This window comes from Streptomyces sp. NPDC050997, assembly GCF_040660135.1.
Lineage (GTDB): Bacteria > Actinomycetota > Actinomycetes > Streptomycetales > Streptomycetaceae > Streptomyces.
In genome coordinates this window covers 170,088-186,298 of record NZ_JBFAGK010000014.1, presented here as the reverse complement: position 1 = coordinate 186,298, position 16,211 = coordinate 170,088, and the positions used below count along the sequence as shown (strand labels likewise).

At 64.6% G+C, this 16,211-nt stretch carries 15 protein-coding genes; 11 read left to right on the top strand and 4 right to left on the bottom strand.

The annotated features are described in order from the left end of the window. Nucleotides 1-165: 165 nt before the first annotated feature. From AB0H86_RS28945 to AB0H86_RS28920, 6 genes are all read left to right on the top strand, one after another. A complete protein-coding gene (locus tag AB0H86_RS28945) occupies nucleotides 166-1,638 on the top strand; it encodes a glycoside hydrolase (protein ID WP_362444910.1) in 1,473 nt (490 codons plus the stop codon). 44 nt (nucleotides 1,639-1,682) lie between these two features. After that, nucleotides 1,683-2,066, top strand: a complete 384-nt coding sequence (locus tag AB0H86_RS28940) for a hypothetical protein (protein WP_362444907.1) — start codon at nucleotides 1,683-1,685, stop codon at nucleotides 2,064-2,066. A 141-nt stretch (nucleotides 2,067-2,207) separates the two neighbouring features. After that, the gene (locus tag AB0H86_RS28935) at nucleotides 2,208-3,221 is read left to right on the top strand and encodes an SEC-C domain-containing protein (RefSeq protein ID WP_362444904.1); all 1,014 of its coding nucleotides are present in this window, start codon (nucleotides 2,208-2,210) and stop codon (nucleotides 3,219-3,221) included. Between the two features lie 494 nt (nucleotides 3,222-3,715). Continuing rightward, nucleotides 3,716-6,862, top strand: a complete 3,147-nt coding sequence (locus AB0H86_RS28930; protein WP_362445086.1) for a DUF3427 domain-containing protein — start codon at nucleotides 3,716-3,718, stop codon at nucleotides 6,860-6,862. A 42-nt stretch (nucleotides 6,863-6,904) separates the two neighbouring features. Further along, nucleotides 6,905-7,903 (top strand): hypothetical protein, encoded by a 999-nt coding sequence (locus tag AB0H86_RS28925; RefSeq protein WP_362444901.1) that lies wholly within the window; start codon nucleotides 6,905-6,907, stop codon nucleotides 7,901-7,903. 24 nt (nucleotides 7,904-7,927) lie between these two features. Further along, nucleotides 7,928-8,902 (top strand): hypothetical protein, encoded by a 975-nt coding sequence (locus tag AB0H86_RS28920; RefSeq protein ID WP_362444898.1) that lies wholly within the window; start codon nucleotides 7,928-7,930, stop codon nucleotides 8,900-8,902. A gap of 5 nt (nucleotides 8,903-8,907) precedes the next feature. On the opposite strand, the gene tgmC is transcribed toward AB0H86_RS28920, so the two are convergent. The 4 genes from tgmC to AB0H86_RS28900 form a co-directional block, all read right to left on the bottom strand. After that, nucleotides 8,908-10,122 (bottom strand): ATP-grasp peptide maturase system methyltransferase, encoded by a 1,215-nt coding sequence (gene tgmC, locus AB0H86_RS28915; protein ID WP_362444895.1) that lies wholly within the window; start codon nucleotides 10,120-10,122, stop codon nucleotides 8,908-8,910. Next, entirely contained in the window at nucleotides 10,109-11,092 is a 984-nt protein-coding gene (tgmB, locus tag AB0H86_RS28910) for an ATP-grasp ribosomal peptide maturase (protein WP_362444892.1), read from the bottom strand. The genes tgmC and tgmB overlap by 14 nt, the downstream gene beginning before the upstream one ends. Before the next feature lie 5 nt (nucleotides 11,093-11,097). Continuing rightward, entirely contained in the window at nucleotides 11,098-11,364 is a 267-nt protein-coding gene (tgmA, locus tag AB0H86_RS28905; protein ID WP_362444889.1) for a putative ATP-grasp-modified RiPP, read from the bottom strand. A gap of 179 nt (nucleotides 11,365-11,543) precedes the next feature. Beyond that, complete coding sequence (locus AB0H86_RS28900; RefSeq protein WP_362444886.1) at nucleotides 11,544-11,867, bottom strand: hypothetical protein; 324 nt, start codon at nucleotides 11,865-11,867, stop codon at nucleotides 11,544-11,546. 199 nt (nucleotides 11,868-12,066) lie between these two features. Here AB0H86_RS28900 and AB0H86_RS28895 point away from each other — a divergent pair, with 199 nt between their 5' ends. The 5 genes from AB0H86_RS28895 (at nucleotide 12,067) to AB0H86_RS28875 (ending at nucleotide 16,147) form a co-directional block, all read left to right on the top strand. Further along, nucleotides 12,067-13,341, top strand: a complete 1,275-nt coding sequence (locus AB0H86_RS28895) for a helix-turn-helix transcriptional regulator (protein WP_362444883.1) — start codon at nucleotides 12,067-12,069, stop codon at nucleotides 13,339-13,341. Further along, the gene (locus AB0H86_RS28890) at nucleotides 13,338-13,850 is read left to right on the top strand and encodes an NUDIX hydrolase (RefSeq protein WP_362444880.1); all 513 of its coding nucleotides are present in this window, start codon (nucleotides 13,338-13,340) and stop codon (nucleotides 13,848-13,850) included. Before AB0H86_RS28895 ends, AB0H86_RS28890 begins: the two co-directional genes overlap by 4 nt. Nucleotides 13,851-14,210: 360 nt before the next feature. Beyond that, complete coding sequence (locus AB0H86_RS28885; RefSeq protein ID WP_362444878.1) at nucleotides 14,211-14,606, top strand: hypothetical protein; 396 nt, start codon at nucleotides 14,211-14,213, stop codon at nucleotides 14,604-14,606. Nucleotides 14,607-14,637: 31 nt separating this feature from the next. After that, on the top strand, nucleotides 14,638-15,183 hold the full coding sequence (locus tag AB0H86_RS28880; protein WP_362444875.1) for a CYTH domain-containing protein: 546 nt from the start codon (nucleotides 14,638-14,640) through the stop codon (nucleotides 15,181-15,183). A gap of 415 nt (nucleotides 15,184-15,598) precedes the next feature. Then, the gene (locus AB0H86_RS28875; protein ID WP_362444872.1) at nucleotides 15,599-16,147 is read left to right on the top strand and encodes a GNAT family N-acetyltransferase; all 549 of its coding nucleotides are present in this window, start codon (nucleotides 15,599-15,601) and stop codon (nucleotides 16,145-16,147) included. Nucleotides 16,148-16,211 lie beyond the last annotated feature (64 nt).

Genomic DNA, 16,211 nt, shown 5'->3' with positions numbered 1-16,211 from the left:
CCCGGCGTTCGACCCACCGCACTTCCTCCATAGGTTTGAGAAAGGGCTGACAGAACTCTCGACAACCTCACACGCCACACCCGATGCTTCGTCCTGGCATCAGCGGGACAGGCCACGTCGCCGGTTCAGGGATCGGCGACGATCGAATCGGACTTCGGAGTAGCCATGATCCGACGCAGAACGCTGCTCACGGCCGCGGGGGGCTCACTCCTCGGCAGCGCCCTGGCGACCGGCACCGCACACGCGGACGCCACCATCGCCGTCAACCCCGGGACCTCGTACGGCACTTGGGAAGGCTGGGGCACCTCGCTGGCCTGGTGGGCCAATGTGTTCGGCGCCCGGGACGACTTCGCCGACATCTTCTTCACCACCAAGTCGGTGTCGTACAACGGCACGACGCTCCCCGGCCTCGGCCTGAACATCGCCCGCTACAACCTGGGCGGTTGCAGCTGGAACAGCGTGTCGGGCACGACGATGGCCGCGTCGCCGAACATCCCCGCCTTCAAGCAGATCGAGGGCTTCTGGCAGGACTGGAACAACGAGGACCCGACGTCCTCCGCCTGGGACTGGACCGCGGACGCCAACCAGCGCGCGATGCTGGTGAAGGCGACGAGCCGGGGCGCGACGACCGAGCTGTTCGCGAACTCCCCGATGTGGTGGATGTGCCTCAACCACAACCCCTCGGGCGCCTCGGACGGCGGCAACAACCTCCAGTCCTGGAACTACCGCCAGCACGCCTCCCACCTGGCCGCGGTGGCCCTGCGCGCGAAGAACAACTGGGGCGTGAACTTCGCGACGGTCGATCCCTTCAACGAGCCCAGCTCCAGCTGGTGGACGGCGACCGGCACCCAGGAGGGCTGCCACATGGACGCCACCGTCCAGTCGGCCGTACTCCCGTACATGCGCAGCGAGTTGGACAGCCGCGGGCTGACCGCCACGAAGATCTCGGCGTCCGACGAGACCAGCTACGACCTGGCCCGCACGACGTGGGGTTCCTTCAGCTCCTCGACGAAGGCCCTGGTGAACCGGGTGAACGTACACGGCTACCAGGGCTCGGGCGGCCGTAGGGACGGGCTCTACACGGACGTCGTCACGACCTCCGGCAAGGCGCTGTGGAACTCGGAGACGGGCGACAGCGACGGCACGGGCGCCACCATGGCGAGCAACCTGCTCTACGACTTCCGCTGGCTCCACCCGACGGCCTGGGTCTACTGGCAGGTCATGGACCCGTCGGCGGGCTGGGCGATGATCGCGTACGACCAGGGCACGCTCCAGCCGACGACGGTCCAGACGAAGTACTACGTGATGGCGCAGTTCAGCCGCCACATCCGCCCGGGGATGAGGATCCTCGACACGGGCGTCAGCTACGCGGCGGCGGCCTACGACGCGAGCGCGAAGCGCCTGGTCATCGTCGCGCTGAACACCTCGACCTCCGCCCAGACCCTGACCTTCGACCTCTCCCGCTTCACCACGGTGAGCGGCGGCTCGGGCGGTCTGGTCCCGCGCTGGAACACGGTCACGACGGGCGGCGACAAGTACGCGGCGTACTCCGACACCCGCCTGAGCGGCAAGACGGTGGCGGTCCCGTTCGCGGCGAAGGCGGTGCAGACGTTGCAGATCGACGGGGTGACGATCTAGAACGGACGTTCACACACCGGGACTTCTGGAAGGACACCCCGCCCGTGCTCGCGTCCGTTGCCACCGAGTGGCTGTGGCTGATGGCAGCCACAGCCACCGTCGTCCACTCCTCCGCCATGGCGAGATGGGTGCCCATCCAGAAGTTCTGGACGGCGTACCCCTTCGTCTGGGTCCTGTGCCTGGCAGGCATGATCGCCTTCGGTCGTGCCACGGGTTTCACCCTGGCCGAAATGCTCGTCATGTACGCGTTCATGCTCATCGGGCTGACGATCGGGGTGTTCCCGAGCCGCAAGCTGTTCAGGAGCTGGAGCGCGGAGATCCAAGCGGGCACGACCCGCGAGCAGTACGACTACCCGCGGTCCCACATAGCGTTCTGCGTCACCTCGGTAGTGATCACGCTGTTGGCGGCGTTCGTGCTGACGCAGTGACCCGATGACGTGAACACGGTGACGTGCGACCGGGCGCGGCGGTCGGTCTGAACGCCGCTCACGCTCCGAGCGTGCCGGAGATCTGTGGCCTGGCCTGCACAGACCTCTCCTCGGACAGCTCTCGGCAGTACGGTGTCCCCCATGCGCCCCGACACGCCTGCCGAGACCGTCGACCACACCGCCGAAGCGGCACGCCTGGAGCGGACCGCCGGCCTGCATCCCGAGGACGCCGAGGCCCTGCTGCTCCAGGCCTCGGCCCACCTGGAACTGTCCGGCGACCGCCCCGCCGCGACCACTCTCTACGACCGCCTGCTGTCGTCCCCGGACGGCCTGGAGAACCCGCTTCTGGTACGAGCCCTCAAGGCCTCGAACCTCTGGGAGTACGGCCATGAGGCCGAGGCCCGAGCCATCATCGACGGCGTCCGGGCGGCGGCCCCCCGCGACCCGGCCCCCTGGGTGATCGTGGCGGAGGCGCTGGAATCCCACGACGAGCTGGAGGCGGCGCACGAGACGTTCACGGAGGGGGTGGAACTACTCCTCGCGGACGCCCAGGAACCCCCGTACGCCACGCATCCGCTCCTGTTCGGCCGCCACCGGGTACGCAGGATGCTGGGCGCGGGCCACGACGACTGGGACGTCCTGGCCGACACTCTCCACACCTCCCCCGTGTCCCTGGACGAGCTCCACGACCCCAAGCGCGTCTGGTCCCTGGGCTCGGAGAACCCGGCGGAACTGGCAGCGGAGATCTCCCGCCTACGAGCGGAGCTCGGCACCTACCGGGAGGCCCTGTCCCGCCCGTTCCCGGTGGCGGTACTGCGCTGGCCGGCGGAGGAACTGACGGAACTGGTGGACGCGTACCCGTCACTGACCACGGAGTACCCCTCCTACGAGGAGCACCTGGCCACGATAGAGACGTCCCTACGCGAACTCGCCTCCTCCGGCACCCCGAACCTGGGCATCGTCACCGGCACGGTCCCGTCGTACGAGGCCTTCGCGGCATCAGAGGCCTCGTCCCCGGAGGACACCTCCCTACTCCCGCAGTACGCGACGACACTGGCGGCGCGGGGACGTGCGGTGGCTTGGCCTCCGCAGCGGGGGGCGGTTTGCTGGTGTGGGTCGGGACAGCCGTACCGGGATTGCCACGGGGCCCAGTAACTCGCGACTCGGCGTCGGAACCGGACCACCCACACACCACAAGCCGCTCAACCGCCCCGGCGTGCTGGCGAGACGCGCCCACGCCCCCGGCCAACCCCTCAATAACCGACAACTATCCCCACTCGGCCACCCCTCTCCGGGCCGCCCGCTCGCTTCTCCCCCGTACCGGAGCGGCCCGGGTCAAGGGTGGCCCGCAGGGCCATCGCCGAAGGCGACGCGGAACGCAGCGCAGCGGAGTGAGCGCCCTTGAGGCGGGGCGCGGAGGGACGACACTGGCTGGGAAGCGGGCGGCCCGACGGTGACCATGACGGCACGCGATGCTCGTCCACGGCACCGCCCAACTCGCCTCCATCGGAAGGCAACCGTCCTAAAACGATCACCTTTCAGCACGGATCCTTCAATTGTCAGCGGCTGCTGTTAGAACAGATCCACGTCGGCACGAATCGGCACGAGCGAATCGTGTACCGGAACCACGAGGGATCAGGGGAGCAACCGTGGCAGAAGCAGAGGACCGGTCGAAGCCGATCGCGGGTGTCTACGAGAAGCTGATCACCCACGATGTACGCGCTGAGATCGAGCGCTTCGAAGCCGCGGGATGGAAGGCCATCGACGGCGAGGTCGGCGCCGAGTCCTCCCCTCATGTGCTGGCACGCCACATCGGTGAGGCCGTAGGACGCAAGCTGAGCCAGCTGCCGCACGACAAGCAGGTCGCCACCGCCAATCGCATCCTGCAGTCGCTGGCGGCTGCAACGCCTGACGAGCACGACACCGAGGCAGCGAGCACCATCGTCGATGGTCCGCGACAGCTGTTGGCTCTCGCTGAGCAGGAGGCTCCCGGTGTCTATGCGATGCGCCCCCTCACGCCTCTCTCCGAGACCTCGCTGATCACGAACTCTCCGGAAGACCCCAGCCTCGGCGCCGAGTTGCGGGCCGAGCTGGCCACCGCCGATCGCATCGACCTGCTCTGCGCCTTCGTGAAGTGGTACGGGATCCGAGTCTTGGAGGACTCCCTACGAGCCGCGCAGAAGCGGGGCGTGCCGATCCGCGTCATCACGACGACGTACATCGGTGCCACCGATCGCCATGCCCTCGACCGGCTCGTCCGCGATTTTGGCGCCCAAGTCAAGGTCAACTACGAGTTGCGCTCCACCCGCCTGCATGCCAAGGCCTGGCTCTTCCGGCGGAAGAGTGGCTTCGACACGGCCTACGTCGGCAGTTCCAACTTGTCGAAGGCAGCGCTACTGGATGGCCTGGAGTGGAACGTCCGGCTGTCGTCGATCGCCACACCCGCGGTGCTCAACAAGTTCGAGGCGACCTTCGACGCGTACTGGAACGACATCGCCTTCGAGTCGTACGACCCCGACGCCCATGGCGAACGCCTCGATCAGGCCCTGGCACAGGCGAGCGGCAGCGTCTCCCCAACCGACCTGAAGATCAATCTCTCCGGCCTTGAAGTACGCCCCTTTCCGCACCAGCGGGACATGCTTGAGCGCCTCCGCGTCGAGCGAGAGATCCGAGGTCGCCACCGCAATCTCCTCGTCGCGGCCACCGGCACCGGTAAGACCGTGATGGCGGCCTTGGACTACCGGAACCTCTCCAAAGCGCTCGGCACCAAGCAACCGCGGTTGCTATTCGTGGCGCACCGCACGGAGATTCTCCGGCAGTCGCTGCGTACGTACCGGGAGGTCCTCGACAACGCTTCCTTCGGGGAGCTGTTCCACGGAGGCCAAGAACCTCAGGCTTGGGACCATGTTTTCGCCAGCGTCCAGTCCCTCAACGTCCGGCGCTTGGAACAACTGGCCTCTGACCACTTCGACATCATCGTCATCGACGAGTTCCACCACGCCACCGCTGCCACATACCGGCGGGTCATCGATCACTTCGAACCGAAGCAGTTGCTAGGCCTCACCGCCACTCCTGAACGGATGGACGGGCTCAATGTCCAGGACGAGTTCTTCGACGGTCGCATCGCGGCGGAGATGCGTCTCTGGGAGGCCCTGGAGAATGACCTTCTCTGCCCCTTCCACTACTTCGGAATCCCAGACGGCACGGACCTGACGAACCTTGGGTGGAGCAAGGGAACCTACGCCGACAACGAGCTCGGGAACCTCTACACGGGCAACCAGGCCCGTGCCCGCATCGTGGTCAAGCAGATCCGGGACAAGGTGTCCAACCCTGGAGCCATGCGGGCCCTGGGCTTCTGCGTGTCCAAGTCCCACGCCCACTTCATGGCCGACTTCTTCCGACAGGTCGGCTTCCAGGCGGTGGCACTGGACAGCGACTCGCCGGCCGGAGTGCGCGCCCAGGCACTCGTCGACCTGCGTGACGGCAAGCTCCAAGTCATCTTCTCTGTCGACCTGTTCAATGAGGGCCTCGACATCCCCCACGTCGACACGCTGCTCCTCCTACGCCCGACCAACAGCGCGACCGTCTTTCTCCAGCAGCTTGGCCGTGGACTACGCCGCACAGAGTCCAAGCCGGTGCTCACCGTCCTTGACTTCATCGGCCAGCACCGGGCGGAGTTCCGCTTCGAGGAGCAGTTCCGGGCCCTGACGAACTTCTCTCGCAACCGACTCGTCGACCACATAGAGCATGACTTCCCGCAACTTCCCTCCGGGTGCCAGATCATCCTGGAAGGCAAGTCCAAGGACCTTGTGCTCGACAACATCCGTACCCAACTCGGCGCCACGGTGAAGACGTTGGTCAACGAGGTCAAGGCGTATGAAACGCCGCGCCTGGCCGACTACCTCCGCGAGAGTCGGCGTGAAATCAAGGAGCTGTACAAGAGCGACAACTCGTGGACGTCGGTGCTGCGGAGGGCAGGCGTCGTCAAGGTATCCGCTGCGCCCGAAGAAGCCGCCCTCCTCAAGCGCGTCCACGCCTTCCTCCACGTCGACGATCCCGACCGTGCTGAGGCATACCTCCGCCTACTCGCTGACGACGCTCCGCCCTACGAGGCTCTGAGCCCAACCGGCCAGGCCTACGCGCGCATGCTCTTCTTCAACCTGTGGGACAACGCGGGCGGCTTCACGAGCTACCAGCAAGGCCTGGAGTCCCTGCGCGACCAAGCGGTGTTCCGTGACGAGCTCCGGCAGGTGCTGTCCCATGTCATGGAACAAGCGAACCACTTCCCGATCTCCCTCTCGGGCAGCCACAGCCACATCCCCCTCAAGGTCCACAGCGCGTACAACCGCTCCGAGATCCTGGCAGCTCTCGGCGTAGCCCGCTTTGGCGGTCAGATGCCTCGGTCTTTCGCTCAGGGTGTCCAGTGGGTCGAGGAGATCCAGACCGATGCCCTCCTCGTCACGTTGGAGAAGAACGAGAAGGACTTCTCCCCGACGGTCCGCTACAAGGACTACGCCCTGAGCCCCACGCTCTTCCACTGGGAATCCCAAAACGCAATCGCCGAGACCTCGCGCACGGGTCTGCGCTACCAGCACCACGCACAACAGGGCAGCCACGTCCTACTGTTCACGCGCCGCTACAAGAGCACCGACATCGGCAAGTCTCAGCCGTGGATGCTGCTGGGCCCCGCCACCTACAAGACCCATACCGGCAGCAAGCCGATGGCAATCACATGGCACCTGGACCATGAACTACCAGCCGACGTGTGGACGTACGCGGCCATCATCGCAAGCTAGTTGACACCTTTCGATGTCAGAGCGATCAGCTAACGTCAGAGCATGGACATCTCTTCGATCAGACCCGGGCTGCTGACCACACGGGCAGCGATGAAGGAGCTGTTTGGTGGTGGAACACAAGGAGGGATCATCCCATCCGAAACCACCCCAAACATCCTCATCTACATGGATCACGATAGTGGCAAAAAATACGGATATGAGGACGGCTGGTTAGAGGAGGAAGACGAGCTGGGGCCCGTGTTCGAGTACACAGGCCAGGGCACCCGTGGAGAGCAAACGTTTCTGGGGCAGAACGGCTCCCGCAATGCAGCCGTCCTGTATCACGAGGATGCAGGACGGTCTCTTCACGTTTTCATGGCAGCGGGTAGAGTACCGAACTCAAATTCTGCCGCCAAGCAACAGCGCTATATTGGCGAATTTGAATTGGATGGGAAGCAGCCGTATACCGTACGTGAGGCGAATGACGAGAAAGGTGATCGGCGCCGCATCATTGTCTTCCGATTGCGCCCGAGGGGAGACTTTGAGCGCCTCGCCGAGGACATCATCACACGCGCCGTGAAAACCGACACTCATCGAGTCTCGGCGAATGTTGCTGAAAGCAGGATGCTCGAACCTAAGATGGTCGAGCCCAAGAAAAAAAGAGTCTTGGAGAGCAGGCGAGCCGCTCAACCTAGCCTCATAGCCGACCTTCGCCAATCAGACTTGCGGGCTAAGTACATTAAAGAGCTCACGGAGCGAGAGCATGACGTCTTCGCGTATCAAATAAAGATCGCGGGTACGACAAGAATTCTGAAGACTGACCTCTACGATGCCGCCGCGCACGAGCTGTATTCGGTGAGAGGCGAGAGTAGTCGCGAGGAAGTGCGCACTGCGATAGGGCAACTCAAGGATTACGTGCGCCACATTAAACCGCCTAACCCTAAGCTGTCCGTACTGCTTCCCGAGAAGCCGCTAGACGATTTGCTGGATCTTCTCCACACCGAGGGAATCGACCTCGTATATCAAGACGGCGCCGGATACACGAGATGCGCAGCCAAGTAACACCTTCCTCATTGGAGAGTCACGATGGCATCATCACCTGAACATGACTTCCTCTCGGCTGCAGCCTTACGCATAATGGAGAGCGCATCGAGATCCAGGCTATTCGGCTACGCAGAAGGCCAGCGCAAGCTTTTTGATTTCTCGTGCGACCTCAAGAGAGACTGGTCAAAGGTAGTTGTAGGGCAGACCCTGTGGCAGCACGGCGGAGATGGCATAGATAAGGACCTTAGAACATTCCTCAACGAGGAGGACATTCACGCCGCGATATACATTGCGCGCCACGAAAGCCGGCACCGCACCCGATTAACTGAAGTGACCCAGTCCTACCTGCGCGGCCCGCTGCGGGATCGACTTTCACGCTTGCGCGTCTTCTGGGTTCCCGTGGACTTCGACGCAGGAAACGAGCACGCCCAAGAATCGATCTATAACATTTTGAAGGACGAGATAACAAAAGACCTCCTCCTTCACGTCGCGCTCGGGGGACTCACTCCTCAGGATGTGGCTCGCTTCGCTTCCTCAAGGCGCCCTGGTCTCCCCATAGCCATCCTGTCGCACGTCAAAAAGAGCGGCTACCGAAACCACAGAAGTACAGCCAAAGCGCTAGACGTCAACCTGGAGGCCCTTAAGTACGAGACGGAACGACTCTTCATCATCGGATTCCTCGGAAGTGAGAGTCTGCAAGGCGGAATGTACCACGTAACCGACAGTGGAAACGCCATGCTCGACATCTGCTCACGCCTGCGGGACTACCTTCGCGGAAAACTCGGCGAAGGTAATGAAAATAAAGAGTTCGAGCACATATCGAAGATACTAGGAATCGAATATTCCGCCATACCCATCACGGCCCGCTTGGTAGGGAACGGTGCCGAGGTCGACATACAAGACCCCACAGCTCTTCTGCTGCAACACGTGGCGCAAGCCGCCGCAGACGGCGCCGTCGACTGGCCCGATCCATATTTCCAGCTGCCGTCGGGCCCCGATATCTCCGCGTCGAAGTGAGTCGCTCAGGAAACGCGATGCTCCCACTGCAGCACAGGTTTCTTACTAAACCGATGCGAATCTTTTTCGAGAGCACTCTTCTGGTCGCTGAACCGGTAAGTGTGAGCTCGGTCAGTGATCCGGAGCTCGACGACGTTGAGATCGGGTTGCCCAGCCTCAGCCCAATCCAGGAGCGCCTGCTCGACGTCGTCCCACAGGGCCACGGGCCCACCTTGCCGAACGGTCCACCTCGACGCCTCCTCCGTGAAGGCCGCGAAGGACTCCCGTTCAGGGTCAAACAGGTACAGAGAGCTTTCTCCCTCATTGTCCGTGGCTCGGACGAACTGGGCTCCAGGAGCGGCGAGTTGCGCTAGAAACGCCGGCATCCACTCCAACAGCAGGACCGGCGTGACCTTAGTCGGCCGCTCGGTGTCCGGGTAGGCAGTACGCGCCGAAAGATCCCCAGCCAGCGGCACCACCGCCTGTGAACGAGCCTGCATAAAAGAAGAGCGCCCGATGATGCGCCCCTCCGCCGAGCCGTCCTCGTTCACCGTCACCTTGGCCAGGCCGGTGCCGTACGGCCAGGAGCCGATTGTGGCGAGGATGATGCCGCCGGGCTTGGTCTGGCGGACCCAGGTGTAGGGGATGCGGCGCACGGCACAGGTGGCGATCACTCGGTCGTACGAGGCGCGGGCCGGGTGGCCGAGGAGACCGTCACCCGTCACGGTCCATGTAGAGAATCCGGCCTCTTCCAGGGCGGCATCCGCACGGGCGGCGACCTCGGGGTCCACCTCGACCGTGGTCACGTTGTCCTCGCCCAGGCGGTTGCACATCAGCGCGGTGGAGTAACCGGTGCCTGTACCGATCTCCAGGACCGTCTGCCCCTCTTCCACCTCCAGTCCCTCGATCATTCCGACGACTGTCACCGGCGTGGTCGATGATGACGTCGGCACCCCGGTGACGGTCTCAGCCGCTTGGTCAGCGGTCAGATGGCCGTCTAGCTGGGTGGCCAGCGACTGATCGCTGTAGGCGATCTGCAGCCACTCCTCCGGGGCCGTACCGAGAGCGGTCACCGGGCGCCAGCGCCCACCATCGACCGGCAGGAACACTCCTGGGTTGAGGAAGAGCTCACGCGGGACGGCCTCGACCGCTGCCCGCCACTTCGGGCTCTTGAGAGCCCCGGCTGCCTCCAGTCGGTCGGCGAGCGCAAGCCGCTGCGGAACGCTGTCAGGCAAGGACATCAACTTCTCCTTGTTCGGGTTGGCCTGCTACGAGGAGGTCGGCGAACGCGGCGGCCATCTCCAACCCGGTCTGCTCCTCCAGCCATCCCCACTGACCGTTGGGATTCAGCTCCAGCCAGTGGAACTCCCCGTCCCGGCCCACGGCGAGGTCGAAGGATCCCGAAGCGAGGCCGAAGTGGTCCAGGTAGGCGAGCAGGGTCCTCTCCAAGCGGTTCGGCAGGTCTACCACGCTGTACGAGAGCGCGGTGTAATCCCTGCGCCAGTCCAGGAGGTCAGAGTCGATACGCACAGCGAACGTACGCCGGCCGACGATCAGGACACGGACGTCCGCGACTTTGTCCACCCGGGCTTGGAACAGGTGCGGTGTGATGCGCACGGTGTCGTCCAGTTCGTCGGCGCGGACGGATTCCGCCCAGGACGTGAGACCGACACCGTCTCTCTCATACGGGGTCCAGCGCAGCGTCTTGTGGATCACCTGGCGGTGTTCGCGGATGAACCGGCGCGCCTCATCAGGGTCGTTGGTCACGAGTGTCGGAGGCACTGTGAGACCCATGTGATGAGCGAGCGCCAACTGTGCGGGCTTGTAGTCGGCGGCTGCGTTCCTCAGCGGGTGATTGAGCCACAGGCAGCCCCGCAGTCCGTAGAGGGTGCCGCCCAGTCCATAGCGGACTTGGGCGGCAGCAGACCGCGCATCATCCTCTTGGAGGTGTTCGAAGACGGGCCAGACGGGTCGGCGCCAGTACACCGCCCCCACACGCTCCAGGCCGACGATTCTCGAAGAGGTCCGGATCTGCCCGGCCACTGGAACCGGGCCGACTCCGAATCGAGCCGAGACGGTCAGGTCGACCCCGAAGTCGGCAGTATCGAAGCGGGCCACTGGCACACCCCGCTGATTGAGGTGGGCGATCACCATGTCCGCGGTGACGTCGTTCGCCTCGGTGGCCACGAGCACCGGCCGTTCCTCAGTCATGGCGATCAGTCCTGCTGGCTGTCCTGGTCGTGTCCCTGGTCGGGCTGGGAGTCGAGGTTGGTGGACGTCGACGTCCCGGTGGCGGAACTGGTGCCGTGCTTGCCCATCTCGACCACCTGGCCCGAGGCATCGCAGAACACCCCAGTCTGTGTTGTGGGGTCGATCGTGACGGTCGTGAAGGGCAGCTTCGCTGCCGTCGGGTAAGGAGCCAGCCTGCGGGCACCCCACGGGCGGGAGGTCGAGCTCTGAGGGTAAATGCTGGGGGTTCTCACGCGTTCTCCCTATGAATCGAATTGAGTCGATCGTCATGACGAGGTCAGTGCGGGTCGGCGATGTGCGCTTCCTTCGTGGAGAGCGACACGGGTAAGCAGGTAACCAAGGTCTCCACGGTGTGTGCGGAGCATCTCGGTGCGCTCCTGTCGAAGTTGTTCGCAGGTCGGACAGTCGCGCGTCACTGAGCTCTCCCGGTGATGTCGAGCAAGGCCTGGCCTGTGCGAGCGAGGTTGAGAAGGTACTGCCAGGCGGTGAAGGGGCTGGCCGACTCGTCGGGAGCTTCAGCTAGAAGCCGTACCGCCGAGCGCAGGACGACGTATGCGGCCTCGCACTCAGCTCCGGCCAACTCGTCCTTGAGTGCCCTCAAACCTCTGGTCAGGTATTCCGTACTCTCCAGGGTTTCCGCGAGTGGAGGTACGTCGAGCCGAGCCTGAGTCATCCGATGTGCCTCAGCAAGAAACTCGGTCCGGTCCACACGGCCCGTTCTGCTGTCCACGCTCATCGGCGCGCCCCTTCTTGTGATGAGTCGAGGTGGCTCGAGAACGTGGCAGAAGTGACGCCACGTCGCTTTGCCCCGTGCCTCGCGGAAGTTGTGGCATCAGTCAATGACGTGTGGTGGTGTCCATGCGACTCCAAAGGGTGACTCCGCAACGGAGTCACCGAGGGGTAGCCTCGAACGACAGCCAGAGGAGACGCAGTTGTTGCAGGAGCCCCGCGAGATCGTTGCAGGTCTGCTCACCGACCAGAGGTTCCTGTCCACATGCGCGGAACGGGATATGGGGTCTCTCTTCCGGATGCTCAACCGGCGTGGCGTCAGCACTCGCCGAATCGCAGCGGCGGTCGGCATCGCACAGGGGCGCCTGTACGAGTACATGAATGGCAAGAGCCGTGTCGAGCGACTGACGATGTTCGAGCAGATCGCCGACGCCTTGCACATCCCCGGCCATTTCCTCGGACTGGCCCGACGCCACTGGGAGCCGCAAGCGCCCTCTCCCCCGGTGGCGTCCGCCTGCGGCGCCGCAGTGCCGGCTGACAGGCCCAGGGAGGAGGATCCTGATCTGTCGGCCATGGTGGCCTTTCGGGATGCGGATCGAGCAACCGGTGGAGGCCGTCTTTACGAAGCTGTCGTCACTCATCTCCGCCAGCGCGTCGCGCCCCGGCTGGTCGACCTCAATGGAGTTCAGGTATTCGCCGCGGCGGCAGCCCTGACGGAGATGGCTGGGTGGATGGCACACGACTCCGGACGTGATCGGGTCGGGCAGGCCCACTTCGCCCGCGCACTGGTTCTCGCACGCGCTTCTGGCGACGCCGCTTTGGAGTCCAACATCGCTGCCTCCAGCTCTCACTTAGCCTTACAGATGGGCGATCCCTCGGCCGCCGTGCACTGGGCCAGGGTCGGGCTCGGCACCGGGGGCAACGGGCCTCGCGTGCCCACCCTGGTGGCGCGGCTACATACGATGCAGGCCCGAGCCCTCGCTGCCGCGGGTCAGTACAGTCCGGCCCAGCAGGCCCTCGAACACGCTCAGGTCGTGCTCCGCGATGCAGGTCCTGGCGTTACGCATCCGTGGGTCAGTCCGTTTGACGCGGCTGCGCTGGCGAGCGAAACAGCCGAAGTTCTACGGGACATGGGCCGTGTGAGAGAGGCTGTCGAACACGCTCAAGAAGCCGTCGCTCTTCGTGAATCCGGTCGTGCACGCTCGCTTGCGCTGTGCCGGATCGTGCTCGCCGGCCTCCATGTACAACGTGGAAACCTGGACGCTGCCCTCGTGGTCGGCGAGGAGTTGCTCGCCGCCACCGCTCCGACGATGGGGTCGATCAGAGTCGTGCGGCAACTTGACTCTCTCAAAGTTCAGTTCGAGCCCCACCGTTCGCACCCTCCCGTACGAGACTTCCTGACGCGACTCGTCTCTGAGCGGAGAGCCAGAATGCTTCTGCTCGCAGACATCCTCACCCCTGAGGGAGGCCAGCCACAATGAGGCCAGTTCCTGCCGACCCCGACGCCTACCGGGCGTGGCTCGCCGAAGGCAACGCCACTCAGGCCCGCAAGCGCGTAGCCGCCGACGTTCTGATCCGAGACCCCGCCGGGCGGATCCTGCTGGTGAATCCCACGTACAAGCCGGGGTGGGATCTGCCCGGCGGGATGGCCGAAGCCAACGAGCCTCCGCACGAGGCCGCAATGCGCGAACTACGCGAAGAGCTTGGACTGGACATCGCTCTCCGCGGACTGCTGGTGGTCGACTGGGTGCCCCCGCACGGGCCCTGGGACGACCAGATGGCGCTCATTTTCGACGGAGGTCAGATCGACGGTGCGCACGCTTCTGCGCTCCAGCCCCGTGATGAAGAACTTTCCGCCATCGAGTTCATCGAAGCCGGTGACGCGATGCCGATGGTTCGGGAACGTCTGGCTCGCCGCATCGATGCTGCCTTGAACGCTCTCAACATCGGGCGGGTGCTTTACCTCCACAACGGTCAGCCCTATCTCTGACGAAGCTGCTTGGGGGATTCGCGAAGCGCAGCACTGGGCCGCTAAGTCACCCAAAGGCGCAGGGCCTCGCCTTCCGAGAACCCAACCCGCGGATCTGTCCTGTGGACGGGCAGCTGGTGACCGAGGTCCAGGCTCTTCGCGCCGTTGTCGAAGCCTCAACAACTCCTCTCCGAGCATCACTCACGGAGAAGACGTGACCGCTCACCCGCACCCCCCCCCCAGCGCTTTGGGGTGTTGGTGACCGCCCCATGCGTCGGCAGAGACCTCCTCGCCATGGCTCTCGGTCGCTCATCGCCACGGGCGGACCCCCGAGTGCACCGTCTGCTGGAAAGGTACTCGCCACGACTATCCGTCCGGATCTTGACCTCGCTGGATGAGGGCGATGCCTCCCTTGATGCCGTCGACCTCCTTCTGGACGAGCTCGGCGCCCGTCCGCAAGAGATACGCCTGATCGCGGGAACGTCCGGATTCCGCATCGCCTACCGGCTGCCGTCAGGCCGACAGCTCGTGGTCAAGCACATCCGCGCGCTGCGACTGCCGGAGACATGCGCTGGCTGCAGATTCAACAACGGCGCGGACTGTCAGGAGGGTTACTACGGGGTGCGGCTCTACCGCGATCCGGACGGAGCCTTTCACGTCGGCGTGTGTATTCAGCGCATGGACCTGTGTCTGCCCGTGGAAGAGTTCGTGGGCAGCGAAGCGTGCGCCGAGATCAGGAAAACGCGCGAGCAGGACCTGCAAGACCTGACCGCGTAGAAGCGGCAGTCAAGGAGAGAGCGAGGAAGCTGTGGCCCAGCACGAGTACGAGGCAAAGTTCCTGAAGATCGACGTAGAAGCCCTACAAGACCGTCTGCAAGCGGCCGGAGCCGAACGGGCCTTCGGAAAGACCATGTTCACCCGCCTGATCTTCGAGAACGACGCCGTCCAGGGAGAGCAGTGGCTGCGCCTGCGGGACGAGGGCGGCAAGACCACGCTCACGCTCAAGCAGGTTACCGACGCCACCCACATCAACGGCACCACCGAGATCGAGATCGAGGTCAACGATCTGGAACGGACCGCGGAACTTCTCACGGCCCTGGGTCTGCGCCAGGTGCGGTACCAGCAGAACTACCGCGAGGAGTGGCAGCTCAACGGCGTCACCTACGACTTCGACACCTGGCCTGAACTGCCCACCTTCCTGGAGATCGAAAGCAGCTCCGAAGACGCCGTCCGCAAGGCTGTGGCCGACATCGGCCTGGACTACACCGAGGCCCGCTTCGGCAGCATCGATCTGATCTACAAGAGCGAGCTCGGCAGGGACATCCTCGCCGAACACACCCTCCTCTTCGCCTGACGCTTCGTTACAGTCAGCTGATGGAGGTGCGGGCCGAGGGATGGGCGTACGCGAGGACACGATACGGATCACAGCCCGCGCCCGGGACAGTAGGCCCGGTCGTCTGTCCGGGGTGTGAGCGGGCCTCCGCCTGGGAGTACTCCCAGTACGGTACGGGGCGGCACATCGCTGACGAGGCGATCGGCGGCCGCCCGGTCGTGGTCGACCTGTCGGTCCCGCCGTCTGTACCACGCCGCCCTCGCCCACGCCCAGCTCGGTCAGCACGAGACCGAGCTCGCCGTAGCAACTGCGCACAAGATCCCCGCCCAGGCGCGACATGGTCGCACCGCCCGCCTCTTGAATGCGTTCGGGCACCGGCTCCACGCTCTCGCCCCCGATGCCCCCACCACCCGCGAATGGTTTGAGAAGGAGCTTTGTGAGCCTTGAACTGCGGCACCACACCGATATCGACCTGGTGCGTCAGGCGATCGTGGACATCCATGTAGAGGTTCGTCAGGGAGACCTCGGCCTCACCGGCCCCTTCTACACCGCCGAGCGCTTCAACGAGCGCCTGACGAGACATCGTTCGGAACCCGGCTGGGAAGCGGTCATCGCCTACGACGGGACCGAGCCGGCCGGGTTCGCGTATGCCACGCCGCTCGGTCCCAGCACTCGCTGGTGGTCGTCCATGACCACGCCGCTGCCCGACGGGTACACCGTCGAGACGGGCACGCGCACGCTCGCGCTGAACGAGATCGTGGTCCGACGCCCGTGGCGCGGCACGGGTGTCGCGCACCGCATCCACGAGGAACTCCTGGCGGACAGGGACGAAGAGCGGGTGACGCTTCTCGTCAACCCGAAGGCGGGAGGCGGCAAAGTCCAGGCCGTCTACGAGCGTTGGGGATACGAGAAGATCGGCGAGCAGCAGCCGTTCGCCGACTCACCGATGTTCGCGGCGATGATGCGCCAACCACTGCACCGGTGATGTCAAGCACTCCGCGCGCTGTGGCTGCCGGAGACATGAGCCGACTGCAGCCGCCGGCCGACGA